Genomic DNA, 24,425 nt, shown 5'->3' on the forward strand with positions numbered 1-24,425 from the left:
ATGGTTTCGCAAAATTGCGGAACCATTTTTTTGTATATGAGTTTTCGATTGGCATGCTCATCGCATAAACTTTATAATTGAGGTGGGGGTGTTGAGAAATGTCATTTCGCTTTGAGCAATCACAAACACAAATTCAAAAGCTAGCGCTAACGCAGGAAATGCGGCAATCATTAGATTTACTGCAATATTCCTCTGAAGAATTACACGCTTTTCTACAAGAAAAACAAGTGGAAAATCCCTTTTTAAAAATAAAAGTAAAATCATCAAAGAATCAACAAACTAAAGATTGGGCAGAATGGACAGCTTCAGCAGAATCAGATTCAATTCAAAGTTCTATTATGGATCAGTTATTAAACCAATCCTTATCTCCTGAATGTAAAAAAGCTATCAATTGGTTAATTAATGATTTAGATGATTTTGGCTTCTTAACAAGTACAGATGAAGAATATTCTAAATGGCTAGGTCTGAATATTCCTACTATAAAACAGGCTAGACAATACATATTACAGTGCGAACCAACTGGCATTGGCGCTTGTTCGATGTCGCAATGTTTATTATTACAAGCAGAAAAAGGGCAAATGGATGAGGTCGTTTGCAATATTTTATCCAATTATTACACATTATTTATTGAGAAAAGGTGGCAGGAGTTAGGGCGTATTTCTAACTATTCTTTAAAACAAATCCAACAAGCAGCTGATGCAATTAGTACGTTGAATCCATCACCTATAGACTATTTAAGAACACCTAAAACAGAATATATAATTTCAGAAGCAGACGTTTTTATGGAAAATGGTAAATTGTTAATACGATATTCCAAAGAAGCATTTCCTTCTGTCGAGTTAGATGAAGAGTATGTTAAGCAAATCCAGGGAGATCAAGATTCATTTGCTTATATTAATGGAATGAAGGAACAGGTACGTATTATAGATAAGCAATTATTGCTAAGAAAAGAAACTCTGCGCCTAGTTATTCAAGAAATCGTTAAAAAGCAATCAGCATTTTTTTCAAAAGGCTACGACGCCATTGTTCCTTACACAATGACAGAATTAGCTACAAAGCTAGAGTTACATGAGTCGACGATTAGCAGGACAATTAAAGAAAAATATATTCATACTGCATTGGGTACATTACCATTACGTAGATTTTTTTCACAGCGGTCAACGATGGTCAAGGACGAAGATGTTTCTGTAGATCGTGTCAAAACACAGTTACAACAATTAATTCAAGCTGAAGATAAAACAAAGCCATTATCTGATCAAGCAATAAAAAGTTTGCTCGAGCAACAGGGATGGGTATTATCAAGACGTGTCATAGCGAAGTATCGGGAGCAATTAGGTATACTTGCTTCAACGAAACGAAAAAGGTTTGAGTAATGAGGTGAGTAGATGAACATTAAATATTATAGTCGTCCGGGTTGTGGGCTTTGTGAAGAAGGGATAGAACTATTAAAGATAGTACAAGAAGATGTTCCGTTTACAATAGAAGAAATTAATATTGAAACAGATGATTCATTGCATGAGCGATTTATGTTAATGATACCGGTTGTTGAAAAGAACGGAGAAATTGTTCAATATGGATTGCTCGATTATGTAACTTTATTAGAGGGATTAGCTATTGAAGAGGGGTAGTTACCCTCTTTTTTAGCAAAAAAAGTTGATTTATAATTCACTTTTTAGTTGCGAATTTTGAAAGGCAATTGTATACTATGTGCAGGAAATAAATTTTTTTACCCCAAGTGGGACAAAATTATAACCAGTGGGACAATAATTAACCCACCGCTGATGGAGGACGTAATAATATGTATACATTATCGGAGGCACAATTAAAATTACTACCCGAAATGTCAGACATCCTTCAAATCAGATATCGACTTCTTCAAACGATTCAGATGATGGGTCCGATTGGCCGTAGAGCATTAGCTGAGCAGCTATCAGTTACTGAGCGTGAAGTGCGTAAGGAAACTGATTTGTTAAATGAGCAAGGATTGATATTTACGAGCCGTTTAGGTATGAGTATTTCGGATAGTGGGCAACATGTACTCAGTAAACTAAAATCTCTCGTACATGAATGGTCAGGAATATCATCATTAGAAACTATACTCACAAGACAATTCAAAATTCAAAAAGTAATCATTGTACCGGGCAATAATGATATTGAGCCTTCTGTCAAAACATTAATGGGTACGGAAGCTGCGAATGAGCTAGAACGTCTAGCGAATGGTAAAAAAACTGTAGCTGTCACTGGTGGAAGTACTGTTAGTGCAATTGCTGAAAGTTTAACTCCATCGAATAAATTTTCACAATTACAGTTTATAGCAGCTAGAGGCGGTATTGGTGAAGAAATGCAGTTACAAGCAAACACCATTGCATCTGTATTTGCTAGTAAAACAGGTGGTACTTATCGTACGTTGTATTTACCGGAATATTTAAGTGAAAATGCTTATTCTACAATGATGCAAGAACCTATTGTGAGAGAAATGATGGATCTATATGAACAGACTGATATTGTCATACATGGTATCGGTTCTGCAGAGGAAATGGCTGTTCGCAGAAATTCATCACCTGAAGATTTACAAGCGCTACAAAGTTTTGGAGCAGTCGGTGAAGCTTTTGGTTATTATTTTGATGAAACGGGTAAAGCAGTACATAGAATTCGTACTGTTGGTATCCAGCTGGAACAAGTTCACAAATGCCCGTCTATTTTAGCTGTAGCGGGAGGAACTTCAAAGGCTAAAGCAATTCTTTCGTATATTAAAAACCCTGCAGCGCAAACTATTCTTATTACGGATTTAGGCGCAGCAGAAGAAATGATTAAATTACTTAAGTAATTACAAAAATGGAGGAATAGAACATGACTTTAAAATTAGCTATTAACGGATTTGGACGTATTGGACGATTAGTATTTCGAAATGCGGTACAGCATGAGAATATTGAGGTAGTAGCAGTAAACGATTTAACAGACGCAGCGATGTTAGCTCATTTGTTAAAATATGATTCCGTACACGGTATTTTAGATGCAGAAGTATCTTCTGAAGGCGAATACCTAATTGTTAATGGTAAGAGAGTACGTGTTTATGCTGAAAAAGATCCAGCAGTTTTACCTTGGAAAGAACTTGGAGTCGATATTGTTATCGAGTCTACAGGACATTTTGTTAAAACAGAATTAGCAAGCAAACATCTTGAAGCAGGTGCTAAAAAAGTTATCGTTTCTGCACCGGGTAAAGGTAGTATGCCAACATTTGTTATGGGTGTAAACCATAAAGAATACAATGCTTCAGAGCATAATGTTGTTTCAAATGCATCTTGTACTACAAACTGCTTAGCACCAGTAGCAAAAGTATTAGATGAGAAGTTTGGTATTAAACGTGGAATGATGACTACAATTCACTCATATACAAATGACCAACGCATTTTAGACTTACCACATTCTGATTACCGTCGTGCACGTGCAGCTGGTGAATCAATGATTCCTACAACAACAGGTGCTGCAGTAGCAGTTGCAAAAGTTTTACCTAATTTAAAAGGCAAACTAGACGGTATGGCTGTACGCGTACCAACTCCTAATGTATCTTTAGTTGACTTAGTAGCTGAATTAGACAAATCGGTATCAGTAGAAGAAATTAATGCTGTATTAAAAGAAGCTTCAGAAAACGAACTAAAAGGTATTTTAAATTTCACAGATTTACCACTAGTTTCAATTGATTATAATGGTAATAAAGCATCATCAACAATTGATAGCTTATCAACAATGGTCCTTGAAGATAACCTAGTTAAAGTACTATCTTGGTATGACAATGAGTCAGGATATTCTGCTCGTTGTATCGACTTAGCGCTTTACATGTATGATCAAGGTTTGTAATAGAAAAACCGTAGCCTTTATGAACCCGAGCGTTTATAATGTATTAGGGTAAAAGGAGAAGGGTTTACTCTTCTCCTTCTTTTATTCCTATAAAGAGTAAGTGCTTGCCTACTAGTACTATTGGAATGAATTTTTCGAAGGTATTGTCGAATAGCCTATTGTATTATCAAAAAATTATAAATAAGATGCTTGTTTCACATAGTTGGAAAAGCAATATAAACAATTGGAGGAGGCTCTCTTCATGTATCAGAAGAAGACGATGAATGATGTAGAAGTAAACGGAAAGCGTGTTTTTGTGCGCGTAGATTTTAATGTGCCTATGGAAGATGGTAAAATCACCGACGACACTCGTATTAGAGCAGCACTTCCTACAATTTCTAGCCTAGTTGAAAAAGGTGCTAAAGTAATTTTAGCTAGTCATCTTGGACGTCCAAAAGGTGAAGTGAAAGAAGAGTTACGTCTAACTGCAGTTGGTAAACACCTAGCTGAATTGCTAGGAAAACCTGTTACAAAATTAGACGAATCAATTGGTGAAACGGTAGAAAAAACGGTAGCAGAAATGGAAAATGGTGACGTTGTATTACTTGAAAACGTTCGTTTCCATGCTGGAGAAGAAAAAAATGATGCCGACCTTGCAGCAAGCTTTGCTAAATTAGCAGATATTTATGTGAACGATGCATTTGGAGCAGCTCACCGTGCACATGCAACGACTGCGGGAATCGCTGAATATATCCCATCTGTTTCGGGCTTATTAATGGAGAAAGAGCTTGATGTATTAGGTAAAGCTTTATCTACTCCAGAACGTCCATTCACGGCGATTATTGGCGGAGCGAAAGTAAAAGACAAGATTGGTGTAATTGAAAATCTTTTAGAAAAAGTAGATCACTTAATCATTGGTGGCGGTCTGTCGTATACCTTCTCTAAAGCACAAGGTTATGATATCGGACAATCTTTACTAGAAGAAGATAAAATTGAGTTAGCTAAATCATTCATCGAAAAAGCGCAAGCTAAAGGTGTGAAATTGCATATGCCTGTCGATGTAGTAGTTGCGGATACATTCTCTAAAGACGCAAATACAAAAGTAGTTGATATCGATCAAATTCCTTCTGATTGGATGGGGCTTGATATTGGTCCTAAAACAACAGCAAACTATGCAGATGTTATTAAAAACTCTAAGTTAGTTATTTGGAATGGACCAATGGGTGTATTTGAAATGGACGCTTTTGCGAACGGAACAATGGGTGTGGCACAAGCTATGGCAGATACTGTTGCCTACACTATTATCGGTGGAGGAGATTCAGCCGCAGCAGTCGAAAAATTCCATGTAGCAGATAAGATGAACCACATCTCAACAGGTGGCGGTGCATCACTTGAATTTATGGAAGGCAAAGCCCTACCAGGCGTTGTCGCATTAAACGATAAATAATGGAGGATGATTCACATGCGTAAACCAATTATTGCAGGTAACTGGAAAATGTATAAACACTTAAGCGAAGCTGTAGAATTTGTAGAGGCAGTAAAATCATCAATCCCAAACAAAGAAAAAGTGGACTCAGTTATTTGCGCTCCAGCTTTATTTTTGCCAACACTTGTCGAACAAGCTAAAGGCTCTAATTTGGCGATTGGTGCTCAAACAATGCACTTTGAAAAAGAGGGCGCCTTTACAGGTGAAGTAAGTCCTTCTCAACTATCAGACATTGCTGTTTCTTATGTAGTTTTAGGCCACTCTGAGCGCCGTGAGTATTATAACGAAACGGATGCAGCAGTTAACAAAAAAGCTCATGCAGCATTTGAATATAGCTTAACTCCAATTGTATGTGTTGGTGAAACTCTAGAAGAGCGTGAAGCTGGAAATACAGTTAAAAAAGTAGCTGGTCAAGTACGTGTAGCGCTTGAAGGATTATCAACAGAGCAAGTAAAACAAACTGTTATCGCTTATGAACCAATTTGGGCAATCGGTACAGGTAAAACGGCAACTGCAGAAGATGCAAATGAAGTTTGTGGAGCGATTCGTGCTACTGTTGAAGAAATTGCTGGCGCAGAAGCTGCTGCTGCAATTCGCATTCAATATGGTGGAAGTGTGAAACCTGAAAATATTGTGGAACTACTAACAATGGAGCATATTGACGGGGCTCTTGTAGGTGGAGCAAGCTTACAATCAGATTCATATTTGAAACTTTTGGAGGCGGGCGCAAATGCCTAAAAAACCTGTAGCACTTATTATTTTAGACGGTTTAGGTTTACGTAGTGAAGTGTTCGGAAATGCTGTAGCACAAGCGAAAAAACCAACATTCGATCGTTTATGGAATACGTACCCTCACTCAACTCTAATTGCTTCAGGTGAAGCAGTCGGATTACCAGATGGCCAAATGGGTAACTCAGAGGTTGGCCATTTGAATATTGGTGCTGGTCGTATTGTGTATCAAAGTTTAACGAGAATCCACAAGTCTATTAAAGATGGTGACTTCTTCGAAAACGATGCATTAGTGCAAGCAGTAAAACATGCAAAAGAGAATAATACAAAACTACATTTAATGGGCTTACTTTCTGATGGCGGTGTACATAGTCATTATGAGCACTTATTCGCGCTATTAAAGCTAGCTAAGAAATATGGTTTAGATGAAGTTTATATTCATGGTTTCTTAGATGGTCGTGACGTAGCACCAACATCAGCAGTTTCTTATATTGAAGAAACTGAACGTCAAATAGCTGAAATCGGTGTAGGGAAATTTGCATCAATTAGTGGCCGTTACTATGCAATGGATCGTGACAATCGTTGGGATCGTATAGAAAAAGTGTATCAAGCACTTGTCGATGCTAAAGGAGAAGAAGCAAGTTCTGCAAAAACTGGTGTGCAAAATTCATATGCAAAAGATATTAAAGATGAATTTGTTGTACCTTTTGTCGTGAAAGAAAACGGCAAACCTGTTGCAACGATTGAATCAAATGATTCAGTCATTTTCTTCAACTTCCGCCCTGACCGAGCGATTGAACTTTCAAAAGCATTTACGAATCCTGCATTTAGTGGTTTTGAATTAAGTGGAAAACATCCTACTGATATCGTATATGTAACGTTCAAGCATTATAGTGATGAAGTAAATGCTAAGGTTGCGTTTGAAAATGATAACTTGGTCAATACTATTGGCGAAGTCATAGCAAATGAAGGTTTAACTCAACTGCGTATTGCTGAAACTGAGAAGTATCCTCATGTCACATTCTTTATGAGTGGTGGACGTGAAGAGAAATTTGCAGGTGAAGAGCGTATTTTGATAAACTCGCCAAAAGTAGCGACATACGATTTAAAACCTGAAATGAGCGCTTATGAAGTAACTGATGCATTGCTAGCAGCGATTGAATCTGATGCATTTGATGGCATTATTCTCAACTTTGCTAATCCTGACATGGTTGGACATAGCGGTATGCTAGAACCAACGATTAAGGCAATTGAAGTCGTTGATGAGTGTTTAGGTAAAATTGTAGATGCAATCATTGCAAAAGGCGGCGCAGCAATTGTAACTGCTGATCATGGGAATTCTGACGAGGTTACTACTTTGGAAGGTCAACCGATGACAGCTCATACAACAAACCCTGTTCCAGTAATCGTCACAAAAGAGAATATCGTTTTACGAGATGGTGGAATTTTAGCCGATTTGGCTCCAACCATGTTAAAATTACTTGGAGTGGAACAACCACTTGAAATGACAGGAAAACCATTATTTTAAAACTGAGGAGAGTTAAAACAATGCCAATTATTACAGACGTACAAGCTCGTGAAGTATTAGATTCACGCGGTAACCCAACAATAGAAGTAGAAGTATTCACAGAAAGCGGTGCATTTGGTCGTGCAATCGTACCATCTGGTGCATCTACAGGGGAATATGAAGCAGTAGAATTGCGCGATGGCGATAAAGGTCGCTACCTTGGAAAAGGTGTTTTAAAAGCAGTTGATAATGTAAATAACGTCATTGCACCTGAATTAATCGGTAACTATGCTGTACTTGATCAAGTATCAATTGATAACAGCATGATTGAATTAGATGGTACTGAAAACAAAGGTAAACTTGGAGCAAATGCTATTCTTGGTGTATCTTTAGCAGTTGCACATGCAGCAGCAGATTATTTAGGAGTTCCTCTTTATCAATATATCGGTGGTGTGAATGCAAAACAATTGCCAGTACCGATGATGAACATTTTAAATGGTGGCGAACACGCTGATAACAACGTAGATATTCAAGAATTTATGGTAATGCCTGTAGGCGCTGAATCTTTCCGTCACGCATTACGTATGGGTACTGAAATCTTCCACAACTTAAAAGCTGTATTAAAAGAATCTGGACATAATACTGCAGTGGGTGATGAAGGTGGCTTCGCGCCAAACCTTTCTTCTAACGAGGAAGCACTTGCTACAATTATGACAGCAATCGAACGCGCTGGTTACAAACCAGGAGAAGAAGTATTCTTAGCAATGGACGTTGCATCTTCTGAACTTTACAGCAAAGAAGATGGTAAATACCACTTAGATGGTGAAGGTGTTGTTAAAACTTCTGAAGAGATGGTTGCATGGTACGAAGAAATGACAAATAAATATCCAATCATCTCAATTGAAGACGGCTTAGATGAAAATGACTGGGCTGGTCATAAATTATTAACAGAACGTATTGGAGAGAAAGTACAACTTGTTGGTGATGACTTATTCGTAACAAATACGAAAAAATTATCACGTGGTATCGAAGAAGGCGTTGGTAACTCAATCCTAATTAAAGTTAACCAAATTGGTACTTTAACAGAAACTTTAGATGCTATTGAAATGGCTAAACAAGCAGGCTACACAGCTGTTATCTCTCACCGCTCAGGTGAATCTGAAGATGCAACTATTGCTGACATCGCAGTAGCTGTAAATGCTGGTCAAATCAAAACAGGTGCACCTTCACGTACTGACCGCGTTGCGAAATATAACCAATTACTTCGCATCGAAGATCAACTACACTCAACAGCAAGATATAATGGCTTAAAATCTTTCTACAACTTAAAAAAATAAGTTAGAAATTTACTTAAGCCCTAAATAACAGAGAGCTATTTCACTGTCGCAATTAGGACAGTAGAAATAGCTCTATTTTTTCATAAGGTAGTCGTCAAAATTGTATGGAAATGTTAGAATATAACTTAAGCGCTAGTCTATATACAGGCTACATAGCATGATTGAATTAGAACAACGTTGTCATTACGTACAGTTTTTGGTAAGATAAGACTGTTGTGATGTTTCGAATCAGGAGGTGGAACATATGCATACTGTGATTATGACACTATTAATCATTGTTTCTCTTGCATTAGTTGTCTTAGTATTATTACAATCAAGTAAAAGTGCAGGTCTTTCGGGAGCCATCTCTGGTGGAGCTGAGCAACTTTTTGGTAAGCAAAAAGCTCGAGGCATGGACCTTATTTTGCACCGCATTACGGTAGTATTATCAATTTTATTTTTTGTACTAGCTTTAGCTATTGCGAAAATTTAATGAGCGATATTTGAACCGCCTGACCACCATATGGTTAGGCGTTTTCTTTTATAAAAGCATATAATTAATAATAGAACACTTACATACATGAATTGTATTATTAATGGAGGTTTGCTTCATGGAAGTTTTAATGTCACAGCCTTTCTTTTTTAAAGCAGGTCCACGTGCAGTTTTACTGTTGCATGGATTTACTGGGAATTCTTCTGATGTGCGAATGTTAGGGAGATTTTTGGAGAAAAAGGGCTATACTACGTTTGCTCCTCATTATAAAGGCCACGGTGTACCACCAGAGGAACTAATCCATACAAGACCATCAGATTGGTGGGAAGACGTTCTACAGGGATATAATACTTTAAAAGAAGCTGGTTATGAAGAAATTGCAGTTGCTGGTTTATCTTTAGGTGGTGTATTTTCACTGCGTTTAGGGTATACACTACCTATTAAGGGGATTGCGACAATGTGTGCACCAATGTCAATGCACACTACGGATTTAATGTTCGAAGGTGTGTTGAAATATGCACGTGACTTTAAAAAGTTTATTGGAAAAAAACCAGATGAAATCGAGCAAGAGATATCTGAACTGAAGCAACAAGGGATGCCTTCACTTTCAGAATTACGAGAACTTGTTTATCAGGTTCGTAATCAGATTGATCTAATCTATGCTCCAATATTCGTTGCCCAAGGATTATTAGATGACGTGATTGATAAAAATTCAGCACAAATCATTTATGATCAGGTGGAGTCCAATGATAAAGCTATAAAATGGTATAAAGAGTCTGGGCACGTTATTACTCTTGACAAAGAGAAAAAACAATTACATGAAGATATATATGCTTTTTTAGAAAAACTCGATTGGCAAGAGTAAAAATGGCATTCTTCGCAAACGCTATTAGAAGGAGGGAAGAAAGATGAACAATCAAGAATTATCATTACAAGAACGATTATTAAGTTTCATGAAGGAAGAACAATATAAGCCGCTTACTGTTGCCGAATTGGAACAACAATTTGGTTTTAAAGATGCGGATGAATTTAAAGAACTAGTGAAAACACTAGTAAGAATGGAACAGCAAGGGCAGGTAGTACGTTCTAATACGAATCGTTATGGTACGCCAGATCGTATGAATTTGTTAAAAGGACGCTTCATCGGTCATGCAAAGGGGTTTGGCTTTGTTGCACCTGAAGAAGCAGGAATGGATGATGTGTTTATACCGCCAGATGCCCTTAATGGTGCATTAAATGGTGATACGGTATTAATCCGTGTATCTAAAACAACTTCTGGAGATCGACGAGAAGGTAAAATCATTCAAATTGTAGAAAGAGGAACAACGAAGGTTGTCGGCGTCTTTCAAGCAAATCGTGGTTTTGGCTTTGTAGTACCAGATGATAAGAAATTATCAATCGATTTCTTTATCGCAAAAGGAGACACTCTCGGCGCGATGGACGGCCATAAAGTAGTCATTGAAATTACTGGATGGCCTGATGATAATCGTTCAGCAACAGGAATTGTAACGCAAATTTTAGGTCACAAAAATGACCCAGGTGTTGATATCTTATCGATTATCCATAAACATGGTATCGCTATCGACTTCCCAAAAGAAGTGATTGATGCTGCATCAGCTATTCCTGATGAAGTAACACAAGCAGATTTAGAAGGTCGTATTGATTTACGTGATCAAATGATTGTCACAATTGACGGTGAAACTGCAAAAGATTTAGATGATGCTGTTACTGTGACAAAAAATGATGATGGTACGTATAAGCTAGGCGTCCATATCGCTGACGTAAGCTACTATGTAACAGAGGGTTCAGATCTTGATGAAGAAGCGTATGATCGTGCTACTAGTGTGTATTTAACAGACCGCGTTATTCCGATGATTCCGCATCGTCTATCAAACGGTATTTGTTCATTAAATCCACAAGTTGACCGACTAACGTTATCTTGTGAGATGACGATTAATGGTAGTGGTGAAGTAATAGGACACGAAATTTTCCAAAGTGTCATTAATACGACTGAGCGTATGACTTATACAGATGTTTATAAGATTTTAGAAGAAGATGATGAAGAGTTAAAAGAACGTTATGCAAATCTTGTTCCTATGTTTAAGGATATGGGTGAATTAGCGCAAATTCTACGCAATAAACGTATGGATCGTGGTGCTGTAGACTTTGACTTTAAAGAATCTCAAGTACTGGTAGATGAAAATGGTTGGCCTACAGATGTTGTATTACGTGAACGTACAGTCGCAGAGCGTCTAATCGAAGAGTTTATGTTAGCAGCCAATGAGACAGTTGCAGAACATTTCAAATGGATGGATGTACCTTTCATTTATCGTATTCACGAAGATCCTAAGCCAGAAAAACTTCAACGATTCTTTGAATTTGTAACAAACTTTGGGTTAGTGATTAAAGGTACTGGTAACACAGTCCACCCACGTGCATTACAAGAGATTTTAGAATCAGTTGATGGATTACCTGAAGAACCTGTTATTTCGACTATGATGCTTCGTTCTATGCAACAAGCAAAATATAGTGCGGAATGTTTAGGACACTTTGGTTTATCTACAGAGTTTTACACACACTTTACATCTCCAATCCGTCGTTACCCGGACTTAATTGTTCACAGATTGATCCGTACGTACTTAATAAACGGTGACGTTTCATCTGCTACAATTGCACACTGGAATGCTATAATGGATGAAATTGCACAGCATACGTCTGAGCGCGAACGTCGTGCAGTCGATGCAGAGCGTGATACAGATGCACTGAAAAAAGCACAATATATGGCTGATAAAATTGGTGATGAATTTGAAGGTATCATTAGTTCAATTACAAACTTTGGTATGTTCATCGAATTAGAAAACACAATTGAAGGTCTTGTTCATATAAGTAATATGACAGATGATTACTACCGTTTTGACGACCGTCAAATGGTGATGATTGGCGAACGTACCGGTCGTATTTTCCGTATTGGTGATGGTGTAGAAATTAAAGTTAAGGCTGTCAACGTTGAAGAATCAGCTGTTGATTTTGAAATCGTCGGTATGAAACGCGAATTCGGCCGTACTCGTAAAGAAGCACCACGTGTCATTCATGCGAAGAAAAAAGAGGGCACTAGAGATGGCAGAGGAAAAGGCAGAAGCGAAAGTGGAAGCGGGAGCGGAACTCGAAAACCAAGTGGTGCAAAAGTGAATGGTAAAACACGCAAGGAAGAGCGTAAAGCTTCCGGTAAAAGTGGTAGCCAAAAGAAAAAGTTCTACGAAGGTATTGCTAAAAAGAAAAAAGGCAGCAATGGTAAAAAGAAAAATAAAGAGAAGCGCTAGTCGCTTCTCCTCTATTTAATGAGGTGAATGATAATGGCTAAAGGGTCAGGAAAAGTTCTGGCACAAAATAAAAAGGCAGGACATGATTTCTTTATAGAGGAAACGATCGAAGCAGGAATGGTATTACAAGGAACAGAGATTAAGTCAATTCGTAACGGTAGAGTGCAATTGAGAGACTCATACGTCCGCGTCAGTGGTAATGAAGCTTGGATCTCAAACATGCACGTTAGTCCATATGAACAAGGAAATCGTTTTAATCATGATCCATTACGTTCACGTAAATTATTGCTTCATAAAAGACAAATTGCTGAGCTAATTGGTAGAGTTAAACGTGACGGTTATACTATCGTACCGCTGAAAATGTACATAAAAGACGGTTATGCGAAATTATTAATCGGTGTCGGTAAAGGTAAGAAAAACTACGATAAACGTGATGACCTACGTAAAAAAGAAGCAAAACGTGATATGGAACGTACATTCAAGGCAAAAAATCAAATCTAATTGAGATGCTCAAACTTGAAGTTTCACCAATTTTGCCTTATAATTTATAAAGTAAACAAGCCAGTATAAATACTTTTTCTAAAAGTATTTCCGAACGGCCTTAAGACATTTATTGTCATAAGGATCTCTAAGGCATTTAACTACAAGTAGTAGAAATACCTTGTAAAGCCTATATTAAGGGGACGTTACGGATTCGACAGGGATGGTCTGAGCTTGAGTTGCGCGTCGGAGGTCTCGGCTTCGTCATCAACGGAAGTTATATAATAACTGGCAAACAACAAAACAACTTAGCTTTCGCAGCGTAAGCTGATGAAACTGCCTGTCTATTCTATCGCCCATGTAGCATAGCTCAGGCTCACTTATAGTGGGATACGGTTACTAGTGCCACTTGAGCTAGTAACAAGAGCTTCCCAAGTTAGCGCTCACGATGCCTGCTTGCTGGCTAATGATGCGTGAATCCTAAATAGGCAAGATACACGCGTAGAAGCTTGAGTATTGGAGTTTCTGGACGCGGGTTCGACTCCCGCCGTCTCCATATTACGAAATCTTATGATTTCATAGAGTGTCAAAATCCTTGATATGATAGGGTTTTGACACTTTTTTCGTTTCATACAGTTTCATTGAATGTCTTATAAAAATAGTCAATTTATAGTCAAAAAATAGTCAGTGACTCAACCTTCTAAATAGCTCACGAACTTTTGAATAGCGCCTTCTTTTGCCTTTTTCGTAACGTGTGTATAAATGTCTAAAGTAGTCTTTACGTCAGAGTGACCTAGGCGATCCTGAACTTCTTTAATACTAGCTCCAGCTTCGAATAATAGTGAGCAGTGTGTATGACGTAAGCCATGTGGAGATACACGCTTGAACTGATATTTCTTTTGTACACTATACATCCATTTTTGTACTTGCGCAGGTTGAAGAAATTCGTTTTTAGTGTTGCTAAATATCAACTGATTCTGTTTCATAGTATTAATCCCAAGTTTTATATATTGCTGCTTCTGATGCTTATTCCATTCTTTCAAGATCAATAAAGTTGTTTCATCTAGTTTTATTGCGCGTGGCTTGCCGGTTTTGGTTGTTTTTAAATAAAGTTGTGTTTGTTTACCACGACCAATTGCTTTATTGATTGTGAGTTCACTTTCAACAAAGTTTACATCATTCCAGGTTAATGCTAATGCCTCACTTTTTCGTAAACCTGTATAAGCAATTAAACGTAATAGGGCATATGCCTTAAAGTTAAGATGCTCTTTTGACTTTTCTAGAAATGTAATTAGCTCATCTTTAATATAAAAATTTTCGCTGCCTTCTTCTACACTTTCAGTAAAGGCTTTCTTTACTTTGGTCTCAACATGAGTGAATGGGTTAGTTTGAATAAAGCCATGTACAATAGCGTAATCTAAAACTTTTTTTGCATAGGATTTAATTGTACGCGCTTTTTGAACTTTTGTAGCCCATTCATTGTAATGTTTTTGGCAAATAGCAATCGTGATTTTTTCGATACGATAATTGCCCATAGCAGGTAAGATATGATTTTTGAAGTAGCCAGCTGTTTTAACAAACGTACTTTCTTCTACAGTTTTTTCATATTGGTTAATCCAAAGATTGTAAACTTCCTGGTAGGTTTCTGCGCTCTTTTGTTTGAATGTTCCTTCAGATACTTGAAGTTTAATACGTGCTAATGCGAGCTCTGCTTCTTTTTTTGTTTTAAAACCACGGCGTGTAGTGTTTTTAGCTTTTCCTGTTAGTTCATCTGTTCCTAAAAATACACGAAACATATATAATGTTTTACCATCTTTATTTTGATAACTTTTGATAGGTGAAGAATTATTTTTTTTCATATTGATCCTCCTAATATCGTTGCGGGGGCAAGATAAAAAGAAAGGATTAATCCTCACAGTTATAATATATAATTTAACTGGGGAAAAATCCTCTTGTAGAACTTGATTAAGAGCTGTATTCTTCTAAAAAGCGATCGATTTCTTTTTTTGCTACTCGTTTTATGCCCTCAATTTCGCATACTTTTAAGCCAAGTAAACGAAATTTTTTGAATGTATTGTATGAGACGCCAGCGTAAATAGCTGCTTCTTTTAACGAGAACCATTCCTTTGGAAAGGTGAATTCATATCCTTGATTCAATTAGTCCACTCCTAGCGTTTAATTTATAGTATTTTAGGTATTATTTAGTTAATAACTGATTGAATTTATCATAAGTTTGTCTACCATTGGTATTGTATTTCTTTTTAAGTTTTTCAAGCAAATAATTTTTTTGTCTAGTATCTTCAACAGAAATATATTTTTTCTCTAAGTCATTATAATTTTGCATTTCAAAATAATCTTGAGTGATAAATTGAACGAAAGTAATTCTCCTTTGAAGTTGTCCAAATGAATCTACCGTTTTTTTATGTCTGAAAATTTCATCATAAAATTGTTTTGGGCTATATGGAGAAGTGATGATGAATATATCAATCATTAGAGATTTATCAAAAAAACGGCTTGGAGCTTTGGGGTTTTCTCCAAAAGGATCAAGCATTTTCAATAAATCATCATAATTAAAAGTAGTTGGTCTCAACTCATCCAAAATCACAAGATGTTCGCCATCATAATGTTGAAAACTATCCCTAGATGAACCTGTAATGAAATATTTTACATTTTGTTCATCTGCATATTTTTTAGCTAGAGCTGTTTTTCCAGTTCCAGAACTACCATATATCCATATAACTGTTATCGGTTCATTTTTACTTTTCTGCTCTTCTAACCAAAATTTGGATTTTTGTTCTTGTACCTGCTGATAGACATCATTGATCTGCTTTTTTGCCTTAGCAAATTGTGAACCTGTCAAATTTAAGATAACTTCATCTTTTGATAGTTCGCCAGCTCCTAATTGATCAAGCAAACTTTTAATAATTTCACTATCTTTCATTTTAATTTTCTGTTCAATTTTTTTTGTTATATCACTCATCAATGCAGGATAATCAAAATTAGCTTTTACTTCCTCAAGCTGATATTGATATTTACCTTTTGCTTCTTTTGTTTGATGAACAAGGTAAGAGTAAGCATTGTTAACATTTCCTCTCCACTGTTGAAAGGATGATATTTGTGGTTCATTTAAAACCTTTGCAAGTCTTTCTAAACTCCTTTGGTTTTCAAACTGTAATACTACATGAACGTGTTTTTCAATCGAGTCGCCTTCTTCATTCACATCTTTATCATGTATAATTGCAGCAATTTTTAAAGGTTCCAAACGTTCTACCAAAGATTTTACGATACTATTTAGTGTCTTCCGTTTAATAGACGATGGCAAATGTGAAAGTTGTTGCTGATACATTACATTAATTGCTTTGGGCTACCCATTTGACTATCTCCCTTAACTGTTATTTTGCCAGATTAAATAACACTTCTTGATAAATTTTAGCTATCATTAAATTTGAATAAAAAGACTGTGAATTACCGACATCATTGGTTTTGCTAGAATTTTTGGCTATCTACTAAGCGGTGGTATAACAAGCCCTACCACCGCGTTAAATATAGATTTCTTTATATATTTGGCTATTAAATTTGATAATTTATCTTTTGTGGTGCTTTTTTGGCTTTTCGTTCCGAGCCAAAGCACCACGAATTTATTTTCGTTTTGTACCAATGAGCCATAAACTTAATTTATTACGTTCAAAAGTTGAAATAATGTACTCAGGGTACAAACTTGAAATATGCTCTTTTATTTGCTCCTCATACTCTTTAAGAATTTTTTGCGATTGTGCTTCTCTGGGAACTTTGATAAACAGATTTAATTCTTTATAAGTTAAGTCAAGCACACACTTATTTACTGAACGATTGAACCTTGAAATTGATAGGTTCTCCGATTGGGATTGTCTATCTGTATCACTCATTGGAATTTTTTGATGTTGCTTCAAGAATCGTCTGAATTGAAGAGTTCCGACAAAAGATTTTCCTAAATTGATTAGGGAATCATTGAAGATTCTCTTTATAATTTCTTGAAAAATCAAAACGACTAATAGAGTTGGAAGCAGAATGTTAACTATCTCTACTGTTCTAGAAGCAAGTTCAATTCCGTAAAGAATCTGACTTACAAATGGGATATTTTTATCTATCTTTAACCACATTCCATATAGGATTTTTAATAGTATTGAAAACACAATACTTAGGGAAAGTAGTAATGCTAAAAACTGAATTAAATTGTAGATTCTCATGAAATAAGTTTTCTTCATCAAAAAATCCCTCTTTCCGTATAAAACGTTGGTGTAAGAAGTGGCAAAACTTGATAGGGATGTTCACTATTAATAATTTGAATCAGTCCTGTTCCTTTGCCAATTGGAATTACAATTCCCTCAGGGTTCAAATCAGGGAACAAGAATTGAATAGTTTTGCTGCTAATATTGCCAATCTGAACTAGCACGTTTGCTTGTTCTCGTACACTCACAGGGACAGCATTAAAATCAAAGCGTTGAGAAACAAGAACTAAATGACATCGTGTTGCACGTCCTAGTAGTGCAATAGAACTTAATAACGACATGAATGAATCCTTGATTTGCTTATTCACACCCTCTGATAAAGCTAGAACTTCATCAATCACAACGGTTAAATGTTTAAATTCATGTGTTGGATTTTCATATAAAATTGTTTGTCTTTCATAAATGATACTCAAGACTGAACTTAAAGCATCGTTTACTTGACTGACAAAATCACTTTTCGAGCGATTGCTTACAGGGTGTATCACAGGGATATTATGTGTTCTTGCCCATCTTGAGGGACTATCAAATTTAGGATCAACAATAATTAACTCAGACATGGAATTCAAAACTTCTAATAGATAGGTTAAAAAGTAAGATTTCCCACTACCTGAGTTTCCTGCTATGACTATTCCAGTTACCTTGTTATAATCAACACATAAATTTTTCATAATTTTGATTTGATTAGCTTTATTTTTTAGTATATATTCCGTCAGGTTTGATATAACTAAACGCTCACTAATTCCCTTGAACCAAGGAAAGAATAAGGCTCTTTGGACATGAATATCTTCTGTTTTTATTGGTACAAAATAAGCAGAATTTTGTTTTAAGAGAGTATATCTGGGATAAAGACTGGCATTTGCGATAATAAAAATCTTTAGATACAGTTCATCATCAATTAAATAACCCGCAGGAGTGCGGGGGACGAATAAAAATCCATCCTCTTGGACCTCAACAAAAAATGAATTTGTGTAAGTCGATTCTCCATTCATTGAGAGAGCCATATTAAGAGCTTGACTCAGATATTTTTCAATTTCTGTTTTATTCATTATTTCACGACTTTCAAACCATCAGCTTTAAAATAAACATTGGTACGAATCTCAATCCCTTGTAGGTTTTCAAATTCCACAATAGAAAGAAATGGGGGAAGTTCAGGCTTTTTATCAAATTTAACAGTGAATGGGTTGAGTCCTTCTTGCACAAACCAAAGTTTATAACCTTTGATGGTGTCGGTGCGTTGTTTATCAACATACTCAAATTGTGTTTCAATAAATGTAGTTGCACATTTTGCTGGTACATTTGTTACGATAAATTTGCGAGCAGTAGCTTCTGAATATTGACTGGATTGTGTAAATGCTGTTTTCATAATAAAAACCTCCTGTATGATAGAATTAGGAATCAGCAACTTCCTAACTTGCGAACTAAACGATTTGCAACTCGTCTAGTTAAATAGTTATCAAAGTCTTGCTGAACTTTGATAACCTTAGTTTATGATATTTATATTTATACTTGGTTGTCATTGAGGATGTAATTTTATATGAATTTACAAACAAATCTATCAACAAATTTAGACACAAAAAAAGAACAGAAATATTTCTGCTCTTTACACATCCTATTTTGCGAATTTCCCCAATTCCTCATCAGTTAATAGTTTTAATAGATTATTTTGAATATCAATAAATTTTTCAATGGATTCATGAATCTCTTCATTCATCTTTTCTTGTAATCGTTGAATAATTTGACTATTATTCGTGAAATACCCTGGAATATTTTGATTCTCAAAATGAATATTTTCATACCATTGTTCAGTAGCTCCCCATATCTCTTCTTTAGAATTGTAGCCTGAAACTTCAAATATAGGACCTTCTTCAAATATTGGTGTGTCTTCGAGTGTTCGTCCAACACCTCTTGTATTGATAACTCGACTTAAGAGTTCGTCAACTTCAATTTCTCTAGTGAAATTAACTTCAGGGACTTCTTTTAAAATTATTCCATGCTTTAAAAATTTAGCATTAAGTTCTGAATCAGGTAATTCAGACTTTTGTATTATTTCAAAGGCTTCTTCTATTAGCTTCGTTCTTTCTTCTATTTCCTGATTGGATAGCTTCTTTGATTCAAATCCATCAAAATTATTAACATATATTTTATAATGCTTCTCCCTTGTTGTTTGTATTGGAATGGTATTCTGAAATGATTTAGATAAATCTTCGTTTAAAAATTCATCTATCAAATTTTTAACCATAAAACCAATTTTGAAAACACCATTATTTTTCAATTTCTCTACTACATCGGGAACAATTATCTTTTTGAACTGCTGAATGAGCCATTGATTAACCTTTGAATTTATACTTGAATATTTAAAATCTTCAAAAAGGTTATCTAATATCTCAGCTCTAAATGAACGAATAAATTTTTCTCTACAAATTAACCATAATTTATCACTCATGTCGTAGAGGTCAATTACAATGCTTTCATTAATTGGCTTAGTTCTAAAATCACGTTCAATATTGATAAATTTCCCATTAAAAAGCATTTGACGATCGAATTCTTTGCTTACGACATCCATAAAAATTTCATTGCTTTTAAGAAAGTTATATCGCATTAAGTAAAATTCAGCGAAAGCTTCAGCCATTGATATTGAAGACTTTTGAAGCTCTAAATCAAAATTATCTATATTGTCATATAAATATGAATCAGTAGCTAGGTTTTTGAGGCAAATTAATCTAAATGATTGTTCAAAAATCAATAATAATGTCTGTTCAAATTCATCTGTATTTCCAAAAATTATTTCTTCCGAAGATTTACCAAAAGCGTTAGTATAGTCAAAAAGAACTGTTTCAGTAATAAAGTTGCCACTTTTAGGAATTACTGCTTTTTCTATACGACTAACAGAAGATTTATCAGATACTTTTTCCATTGAAAAATTATATTCTTCTCGCAACTTTTTACATCGCTCTGCAATTAAAGGTGCTAAACTTTTTTCTAAATCAATCATAAAATTCCTACTTTCTATTCTTTTAAAGATTATTCAATAAATAATACAGTGACTTGTATTGCGTTTCCTGTAACGATTGCTTCTCCATACCCTAGGTTTGGTATCGATTGATGGGAGCTTTTATCCAGTGTTGGCATTGTATTTTCTAAATCTTTTTTATTAACCAAGTGATGAGTCATATAGTTATGTGTTTGAGAAAGATGTCAGCAGGTCTTTGAATAAATAAAGTAAGATAAAAACCGGAATTCGGTCCTTCTTTTATAACTTCTTCAAACACTGATAGTTTATAATATTGCCCATCATTTTTGAATTCAACATTTAAAAAATTATGAACTTTGTTAATAATTAAATGTTTACTTCTTTAAATAAATTAATATTTATTGTTCATAATATTCCCACCCAAAAGTAATCGTTATCAGTATTATACTGTAATTTACCAATTCTTATTTTCTATACTAGAAAAATCATAAATTTGAATTAACTATTCAATTTCATCCAAAGACTATATACCTTTCTTTCGGATTTTCAATTTTTCCATTTGCTGTTGGAACAGAGATTTGTAATTGCTTATCTGCAAATCTATGATGTATGACTGTTTCTAATTTTCGACCACTAAAAATTAATGAGAATGTCTTTTTCTTGATGATGATTTACAAATAACAACCCTTGATCTTCAAAATGCAGTAGAATCGAACGTTGTAATAGGACATCTACAAGATGCTTAGTAGCAACCCATTTATTTACCTCCTTCGCACGAATTAAGATACGCAACAATGTTTTATTCATCGTTTTCACCTCCTTTCAATGCTGACGTTCTTCTTCTCACTACGTCCTTTTTCGCTGGAAAACAAAAAAGCCGCTACATATCCAAATGGATACATAATGACTTATGTATAGAGGGGGGCATGAAACAGAGGTGCCCCCTTTTGATATATCCATGACTAGGTACATAGGAAAAATAAATAAAATCTTCCTATAGTAACTCGATTAAATAATATACTAATTATTTTAAAACTTTTGATATGTTATCATTGGTTTTAGATGAAGTAAATAATTTACATTTTGTGAGGAGATGAATAGAGAATGTCGGATGAAAGAGTTTTATATCATTTAAGAACAGGGAGTGATCAATTAGAAGGGCTTAGTTTCTTAGATCAAAAAGGACAAGTTAAAAAGTTATTAAATGACTGTCTAATGAGTAAAAATTTGAATATTCTTATAGGTTCGGGTTGTTCAGTACCCGCTGTACCTTTAATGGGAAGTACATTTAATAAAATTAAAGCAGCTAATCAGGATTTATTCTTAGGAAATTTTGATGGTGAGTCTTCTGATATTGAGGGCTATTTAAATTGGCTTAATACAGGTATTAAGTTCATTGAAGATTACCCGGAATATGGTGGAAAATATACTAATTTGGAAAAATATAAAGGTTCATTTTTAACTACCAAACAAGCATTATTAGATACTATACCTAGAGAATACAATGAGGTTAATAAGGTTCAAGAGGAAGTGAAAAAGAATTATATTACCTTTTACAACTTATTGTTTTCAATCAGAGGTATAAAAAACTATTCTCCAGCTAATATTTTTACTACTAACTATGATTTATTTAATGAAGTTGCTCTTGAATCATTATCTATCCATTATACAAATGGCTTTAGGGGGAATGTAAAACGAATTTTTGATCCTACCGTGTTTCAATTAAGATTAGTGGACGATCAACATCGGTATAAAGACAGATGGAGTGTTATTAGAAACTATGTAAAACTATACAAAATTCATGGTTCGATAGATTGGTATTTTGATAATGACGAAGTAGTGCAAAAAAGTCCAAATGCAGATACTGAAAATGTTGTAATTTATCCTACAATTAATAAACATTTTGAAACTCAACAAACACCCTATTCAGAAATGTTTAGAGCATTATCTATTAGTTTACAAAAGCCTGATTCTACATTATTAATTTTAGGTTATGGATTTCCTGATCAACATATCAATCAATTGATTTCGCAAGCTTTATCAAATGAAGACTTTTCATTAATTATTTTTGGAAATAAAGAGGAGTCTAATGTAGCAACATTTTTACAAAGTCATCAGCATAAACCTAATTTACATTTTATTGGGGGTACTGTAAATAATGATGGCGATGGACATCATTTCTCAAATGTTTTTAATTATATGGTAGGTGACTTAGTTGAATAGAAAATGGATAGGACACATAACAAAAGTATTTTTTAATAAAATTGTTTTCGAAGTGCCGAACCTTGAAAGTTTGCGGTATAACTATTTGGGTGATTTGTATATAGGTAGAGGTTTAAATGATTACATCACAATTTTCAATGAGGTAAATAAACGATATATATTCCAAGTAATTGGTCTATATGAACAAGAAAAGCCATACTTAGAAGCGGAAGAATCTAAATTTAAAGAAAAAGCTTATTTTGAAGCAATACCTATTGGAGAAATAACTAATAATGGATTTGAATATGGTCTGGCTTCTTTTCCGATGATAAGTGAAGATGTTTATTTAACATCTATGGAAGATTTGGAAAAAATATTTCATTCAGATAGTGAAGCCTTAACAATAACTTTAGGTGAACTTTCAACTAACGATTATTTACCAAGTATCAATATTAATAAACTTTTAACTACGCATATGAGTATTTTGGGGAATACAGGTTCAGGTAAGTCAACAACTATTAGAAAGCTATTATCAGAGTTGGTAAAATTACAAGGTAGAGAAGTTGATATTAATCAAATGAATTTTTTGATTTTCGATATACATAATGAATATCAAATTTTTTCTGATGAATACGTGAATCAACTTTCGATTAACGAAATAGCTATTCCTACCGAGACACTTACAACAGAAGATTGGATTAACCTTGTTCAGCCTTCTTCAGCAGCTCAACTTCCAATATTAATGAATGGCTTACGCATGGCTAGTTTATTGAAAGATGGTTCTGAACATAGTTTATGGATTAGAGCATACAGTGCCCTAGAACTCTATAATAACCAGCAGACTGATGCAGTTACTAAAAGAGCAAAAATTGTAGGGTTATTAGAAAAATTACAGTCTCCTGAAGTTGCCGCAACAATTACTTCGTATAATGCACAATATGGAAATTTTACAAATGGCGGAGAAATTAGATTCAAACAAGAAATTAAAGAATATATAGTTCAAAGCTTTGGTTATGAATATGAACAATGCCAAGAGCAATTAATAAAATTATTGTCAGAGGAGACAATCGAGGTTCAATCAATCAAAGATTTATGGTTAGGAATTGAATTAGTAATCTTATTGGAGGAAGCAAAAGGGAATGCTCAAATTAGATCTTATTGCTCTACTTTGATAACTCGTATTGAAAATATTATTCATACTTATTCTAAAACTTTATTTGATTTATCCCCTCCAAAGAAGGCTAAGTTTGAAGAAATGATGAAGTTTGAAAAAGGATTTACAGTAATAGATTGCTCTACTATGGAGGATTCAGATTTATTATTTTTTAGTGGGTATTTACTTAAAGAAGTTTTTAATAGGCAAAAATCAATAAGAAATAAAAGGTCATATGTTGATAGTGCCTTTCACTTTATTTTAGATGAAGCTCATAGATATCTGTCTGAAGCTAACACTGAGGATTCTTTGAAATCACTGAAAATTTTCGAAAGAATATCAAAAGAAGGAAGAAAGTTCGGCTTATTCTTAATTGTAGCGAGTCAACGTCCAGGTGAGCTATCGAAAACCGTATTGTCACAATGTAATAACTTTATACTTCATAGGATTCGAAATAATATCGATTTAGAACAAATGAGAAAAAGTATCCCATATTTAAACGATATGCAGTTATTTAGATTATCCTATTTAAGAACTGGAACAGTCTTAGCGGTAGGAGAAGCATTTTCAGTTCCGATGGAGCTAAATATACGAGGGAAAGAATATGGATTCTATTCTGAGACTGTAAATTTAAATAAGTTATGGATTAGTGGTTAATTATAT

23 protein-coding genes and 1 other RNA gene are annotated in these 24,425 nt (G+C 34.8%); 15 read left to right on the forward strand and 9 right to left on the reverse strand.

The window, feature by feature from the left end; genetic code table 11:
* The first annotated feature begins 98 nt into the window (after positions 1–98).
* From rpoN to ssrA, 13 genes are all read left to right on the forward strand, one after another.
* A complete protein-coding gene (gene rpoN / locus BK137_RS12805) occupies positions 99–1,373 on the forward strand; it encodes an RNA polymerase factor sigma-54 (RefSeq protein WP_038188825.1) in 1,275 nt (424 codons plus the stop codon).
* A gap of 12 nt (positions 1,374–1,385) precedes the next feature.
* Entirely contained in the window at positions 1,386–1,628 is a 243-nt protein-coding gene (locus tag BK137_RS12810; protein WP_038188823.1) for a glutaredoxin family protein, read from the forward strand.
* 170 nt (positions 1,629–1,798) lie between these two features.
* The gene (locus BK137_RS12815) at positions 1,799–2,827 is read left to right on the forward strand and encodes a sugar-binding transcriptional regulator (protein WP_038188820.1); all 1,029 of its coding nucleotides are present in this window, start codon (positions 1,799–1,801) and stop codon (positions 2,825–2,827) included.
* 23 nt (positions 2,828–2,850) lie between these two features.
* Positions 2,851–3,858: a type I glyceraldehyde-3-phosphate dehydrogenase gene (gene gap / locus BK137_RS12820; RefSeq protein ID WP_038188817.1), complete on the forward strand. Its 1,008-nt coding sequence runs from the start codon at positions 2,851–2,853 to the stop codon at positions 3,856–3,858.
* A gap of 241 nt (positions 3,859–4,099) precedes the next feature.
* Positions 4,100–5,284: a phosphoglycerate kinase gene (locus BK137_RS12825; protein WP_038188814.1), complete on the forward strand. Its 1,185-nt coding sequence runs from the start codon at positions 4,100–4,102 to the stop codon at positions 5,282–5,284.
* Positions 5,285–5,299: 15 nt separating this feature from the next.
* On the forward strand, positions 5,300–6,061 hold the full coding sequence (gene tpiA, locus BK137_RS12830) for a triose-phosphate isomerase (protein WP_038188812.1): 762 nt from the start codon (positions 5,300–5,302) through the stop codon (positions 6,059–6,061).
* Positions 6,054–7,580, forward strand: a complete 1,527-nt coding sequence (gene gpmI, locus BK137_RS12835; protein WP_038188810.1) for a 2,3-bisphosphoglycerate-independent phosphoglycerate mutase — start codon at positions 6,054–6,056, stop codon at positions 7,578–7,580. The genes tpiA and gpmI overlap by 8 nt, the downstream gene beginning before the upstream one ends.
* Before the next feature lie 20 nt (positions 7,581–7,600).
* Positions 7,601–8,896, forward strand: a complete 1,296-nt coding sequence (gene eno, locus BK137_RS12840; protein WP_038188806.1) for a phosphopyruvate hydratase — start codon at positions 7,601–7,603, stop codon at positions 8,894–8,896.
* A 244-nt stretch (positions 8,897–9,140) separates the two neighbouring features.
* The gene (gene secG, locus BK137_RS12845) at positions 9,141–9,368 is read left to right on the forward strand and encodes a preprotein translocase subunit SecG (RefSeq protein ID WP_038188803.1); all 228 of its coding nucleotides are present in this window, start codon (positions 9,141–9,143) and stop codon (positions 9,366–9,368) included.
* 118 nt (positions 9,369–9,486) lie between these two features.
* Positions 9,487–10,233 (forward strand): alpha/beta hydrolase, encoded by a 747-nt coding sequence (locus BK137_RS12850; protein WP_038188791.1) that lies wholly within the window; start codon positions 9,487–9,489, stop codon positions 10,231–10,233.
* A 43-nt stretch (positions 10,234–10,276) separates the two neighbouring features.
* Positions 10,277–12,688, forward strand: a complete 2,412-nt coding sequence (gene rnr / locus BK137_RS12855) for a ribonuclease R (protein ID WP_038188788.1) — start codon at positions 10,277–10,279, stop codon at positions 12,686–12,688.
* 33 nt (positions 12,689–12,721) lie between these two features.
* Positions 12,722–13,189, forward strand: a complete 468-nt coding sequence (gene smpB, locus BK137_RS12860) for an SsrA-binding protein SmpB (protein ID WP_038188785.1) — start codon at positions 12,722–12,724, stop codon at positions 13,187–13,189.
* Positions 13,190–13,367: 178 nt separating this feature from the next.
* Positions 13,368–13,727: a transfer-messenger RNA gene (ssrA, locus tag BK137_RS12865) on the forward strand.
* Positions 13,728–13,860: 133 nt separating this feature from the next.
* Here the strand turns inward: ssrA and BK137_RS12870 are convergent.
* The 9 genes from BK137_RS12870 to BK137_RS22310 form a co-directional block, all read right to left on the reverse strand.
* Positions 13,861–15,027, reverse strand: a complete 1,167-nt coding sequence (locus BK137_RS12870; RefSeq protein WP_038188783.1) for a site-specific integrase — start codon at positions 15,025–15,027, stop codon at positions 13,861–13,863.
* A 106-nt stretch (positions 15,028–15,133) separates the two neighbouring features.
* Positions 15,134–15,325: a hypothetical protein gene (locus tag BK137_RS12875; RefSeq protein WP_038188781.1), complete on the reverse strand. Its 192-nt coding sequence runs from the start codon at positions 15,323–15,325 to the stop codon at positions 15,134–15,136.
* A 40-nt stretch (positions 15,326–15,365) separates the two neighbouring features.
* Entirely contained in the window at positions 15,366–16,514 is a 1,149-nt protein-coding gene (locus BK137_RS12880; RefSeq protein ID WP_051448806.1) for a Rep family protein, read from the reverse strand.
* Between the two features lie 292 nt (positions 16,515–16,806).
* Entirely contained in the window at positions 16,807–17,412 is a 606-nt protein-coding gene (locus tag BK137_RS12885; RefSeq protein WP_038188778.1) for a hypothetical protein, read from the reverse strand.
* Positions 17,412–18,482 carry a cell division protein FtsK gene (locus BK137_RS12890; RefSeq protein WP_038188776.1) on the reverse strand — a complete coding sequence of 357 codons (1,071 nt, stop codon included), beginning with the start codon at positions 18,480–18,482 and terminating at the stop codon, positions 17,412–17,414. The genes BK137_RS12885 and BK137_RS12890 overlap by 1 nt, the downstream gene beginning before the upstream one ends.
* Positions 18,482–18,799 carry a hypothetical protein gene (locus BK137_RS12895; protein ID WP_038188773.1) on the reverse strand — a complete coding sequence of 106 codons (318 nt, stop codon included), beginning with the start codon at positions 18,797–18,799 and terminating at the stop codon, positions 18,482–18,484. The genes BK137_RS12890 and BK137_RS12895 overlap by 1 nt, the downstream gene beginning before the upstream one ends.
* 246 nt (positions 18,800–19,045) lie before the next feature.
* A complete protein-coding gene (locus BK137_RS22300) occupies positions 19,046–20,428 on the reverse strand; it encodes a hypothetical protein (protein WP_076066852.1) in 1,383 nt (460 codons plus the stop codon).
* A gap of 29 nt (positions 20,429–20,457) precedes the next feature.
* Positions 20,458–20,595 (reverse strand): hypothetical protein, encoded by a 138-nt coding sequence (locus tag BK137_RS22305; protein ID WP_155981201.1) that lies wholly within the window; start codon positions 20,593–20,595, stop codon positions 20,458–20,460.
* A 445-nt stretch (positions 20,596–21,040) separates the two neighbouring features.
* Complete coding sequence (locus BK137_RS22310; protein WP_155981200.1) at positions 21,041–21,214, reverse strand: hypothetical protein; 174 nt, start codon at positions 21,212–21,214, stop codon at positions 21,041–21,043.
* 297 nt (positions 21,215–21,511) lie between these two features.
* Here BK137_RS22310 and BK137_RS12905 point away from each other — a divergent pair, with 297 nt between their 5' ends.
* Both BK137_RS12905 and BK137_RS12910 read left to right on the forward strand, forming a co-directional pair.
* A complete protein-coding gene (locus tag BK137_RS12905) occupies positions 21,512–22,630 on the forward strand; it encodes an SIR2 family protein (RefSeq protein ID WP_051448805.1) in 1,119 nt (372 codons plus the stop codon).
* A complete protein-coding gene (locus BK137_RS12910) occupies positions 22,623–24,419 on the forward strand; it encodes an ATP-binding protein (RefSeq protein WP_051448804.1) in 1,797 nt (598 codons plus the stop codon). The genes BK137_RS12905 and BK137_RS12910 overlap by 8 nt, the downstream gene beginning before the upstream one ends.
* Positions 24,420–24,425: the final 6 nt, after the last annotated feature.

The organism is Viridibacillus arenosi, assembly GCF_001955655.1.
GTDB lineage: Bacteria > Bacillota > Bacilli > Bacillales_A > Planococcaceae > Viridibacillus > Viridibacillus arenosi.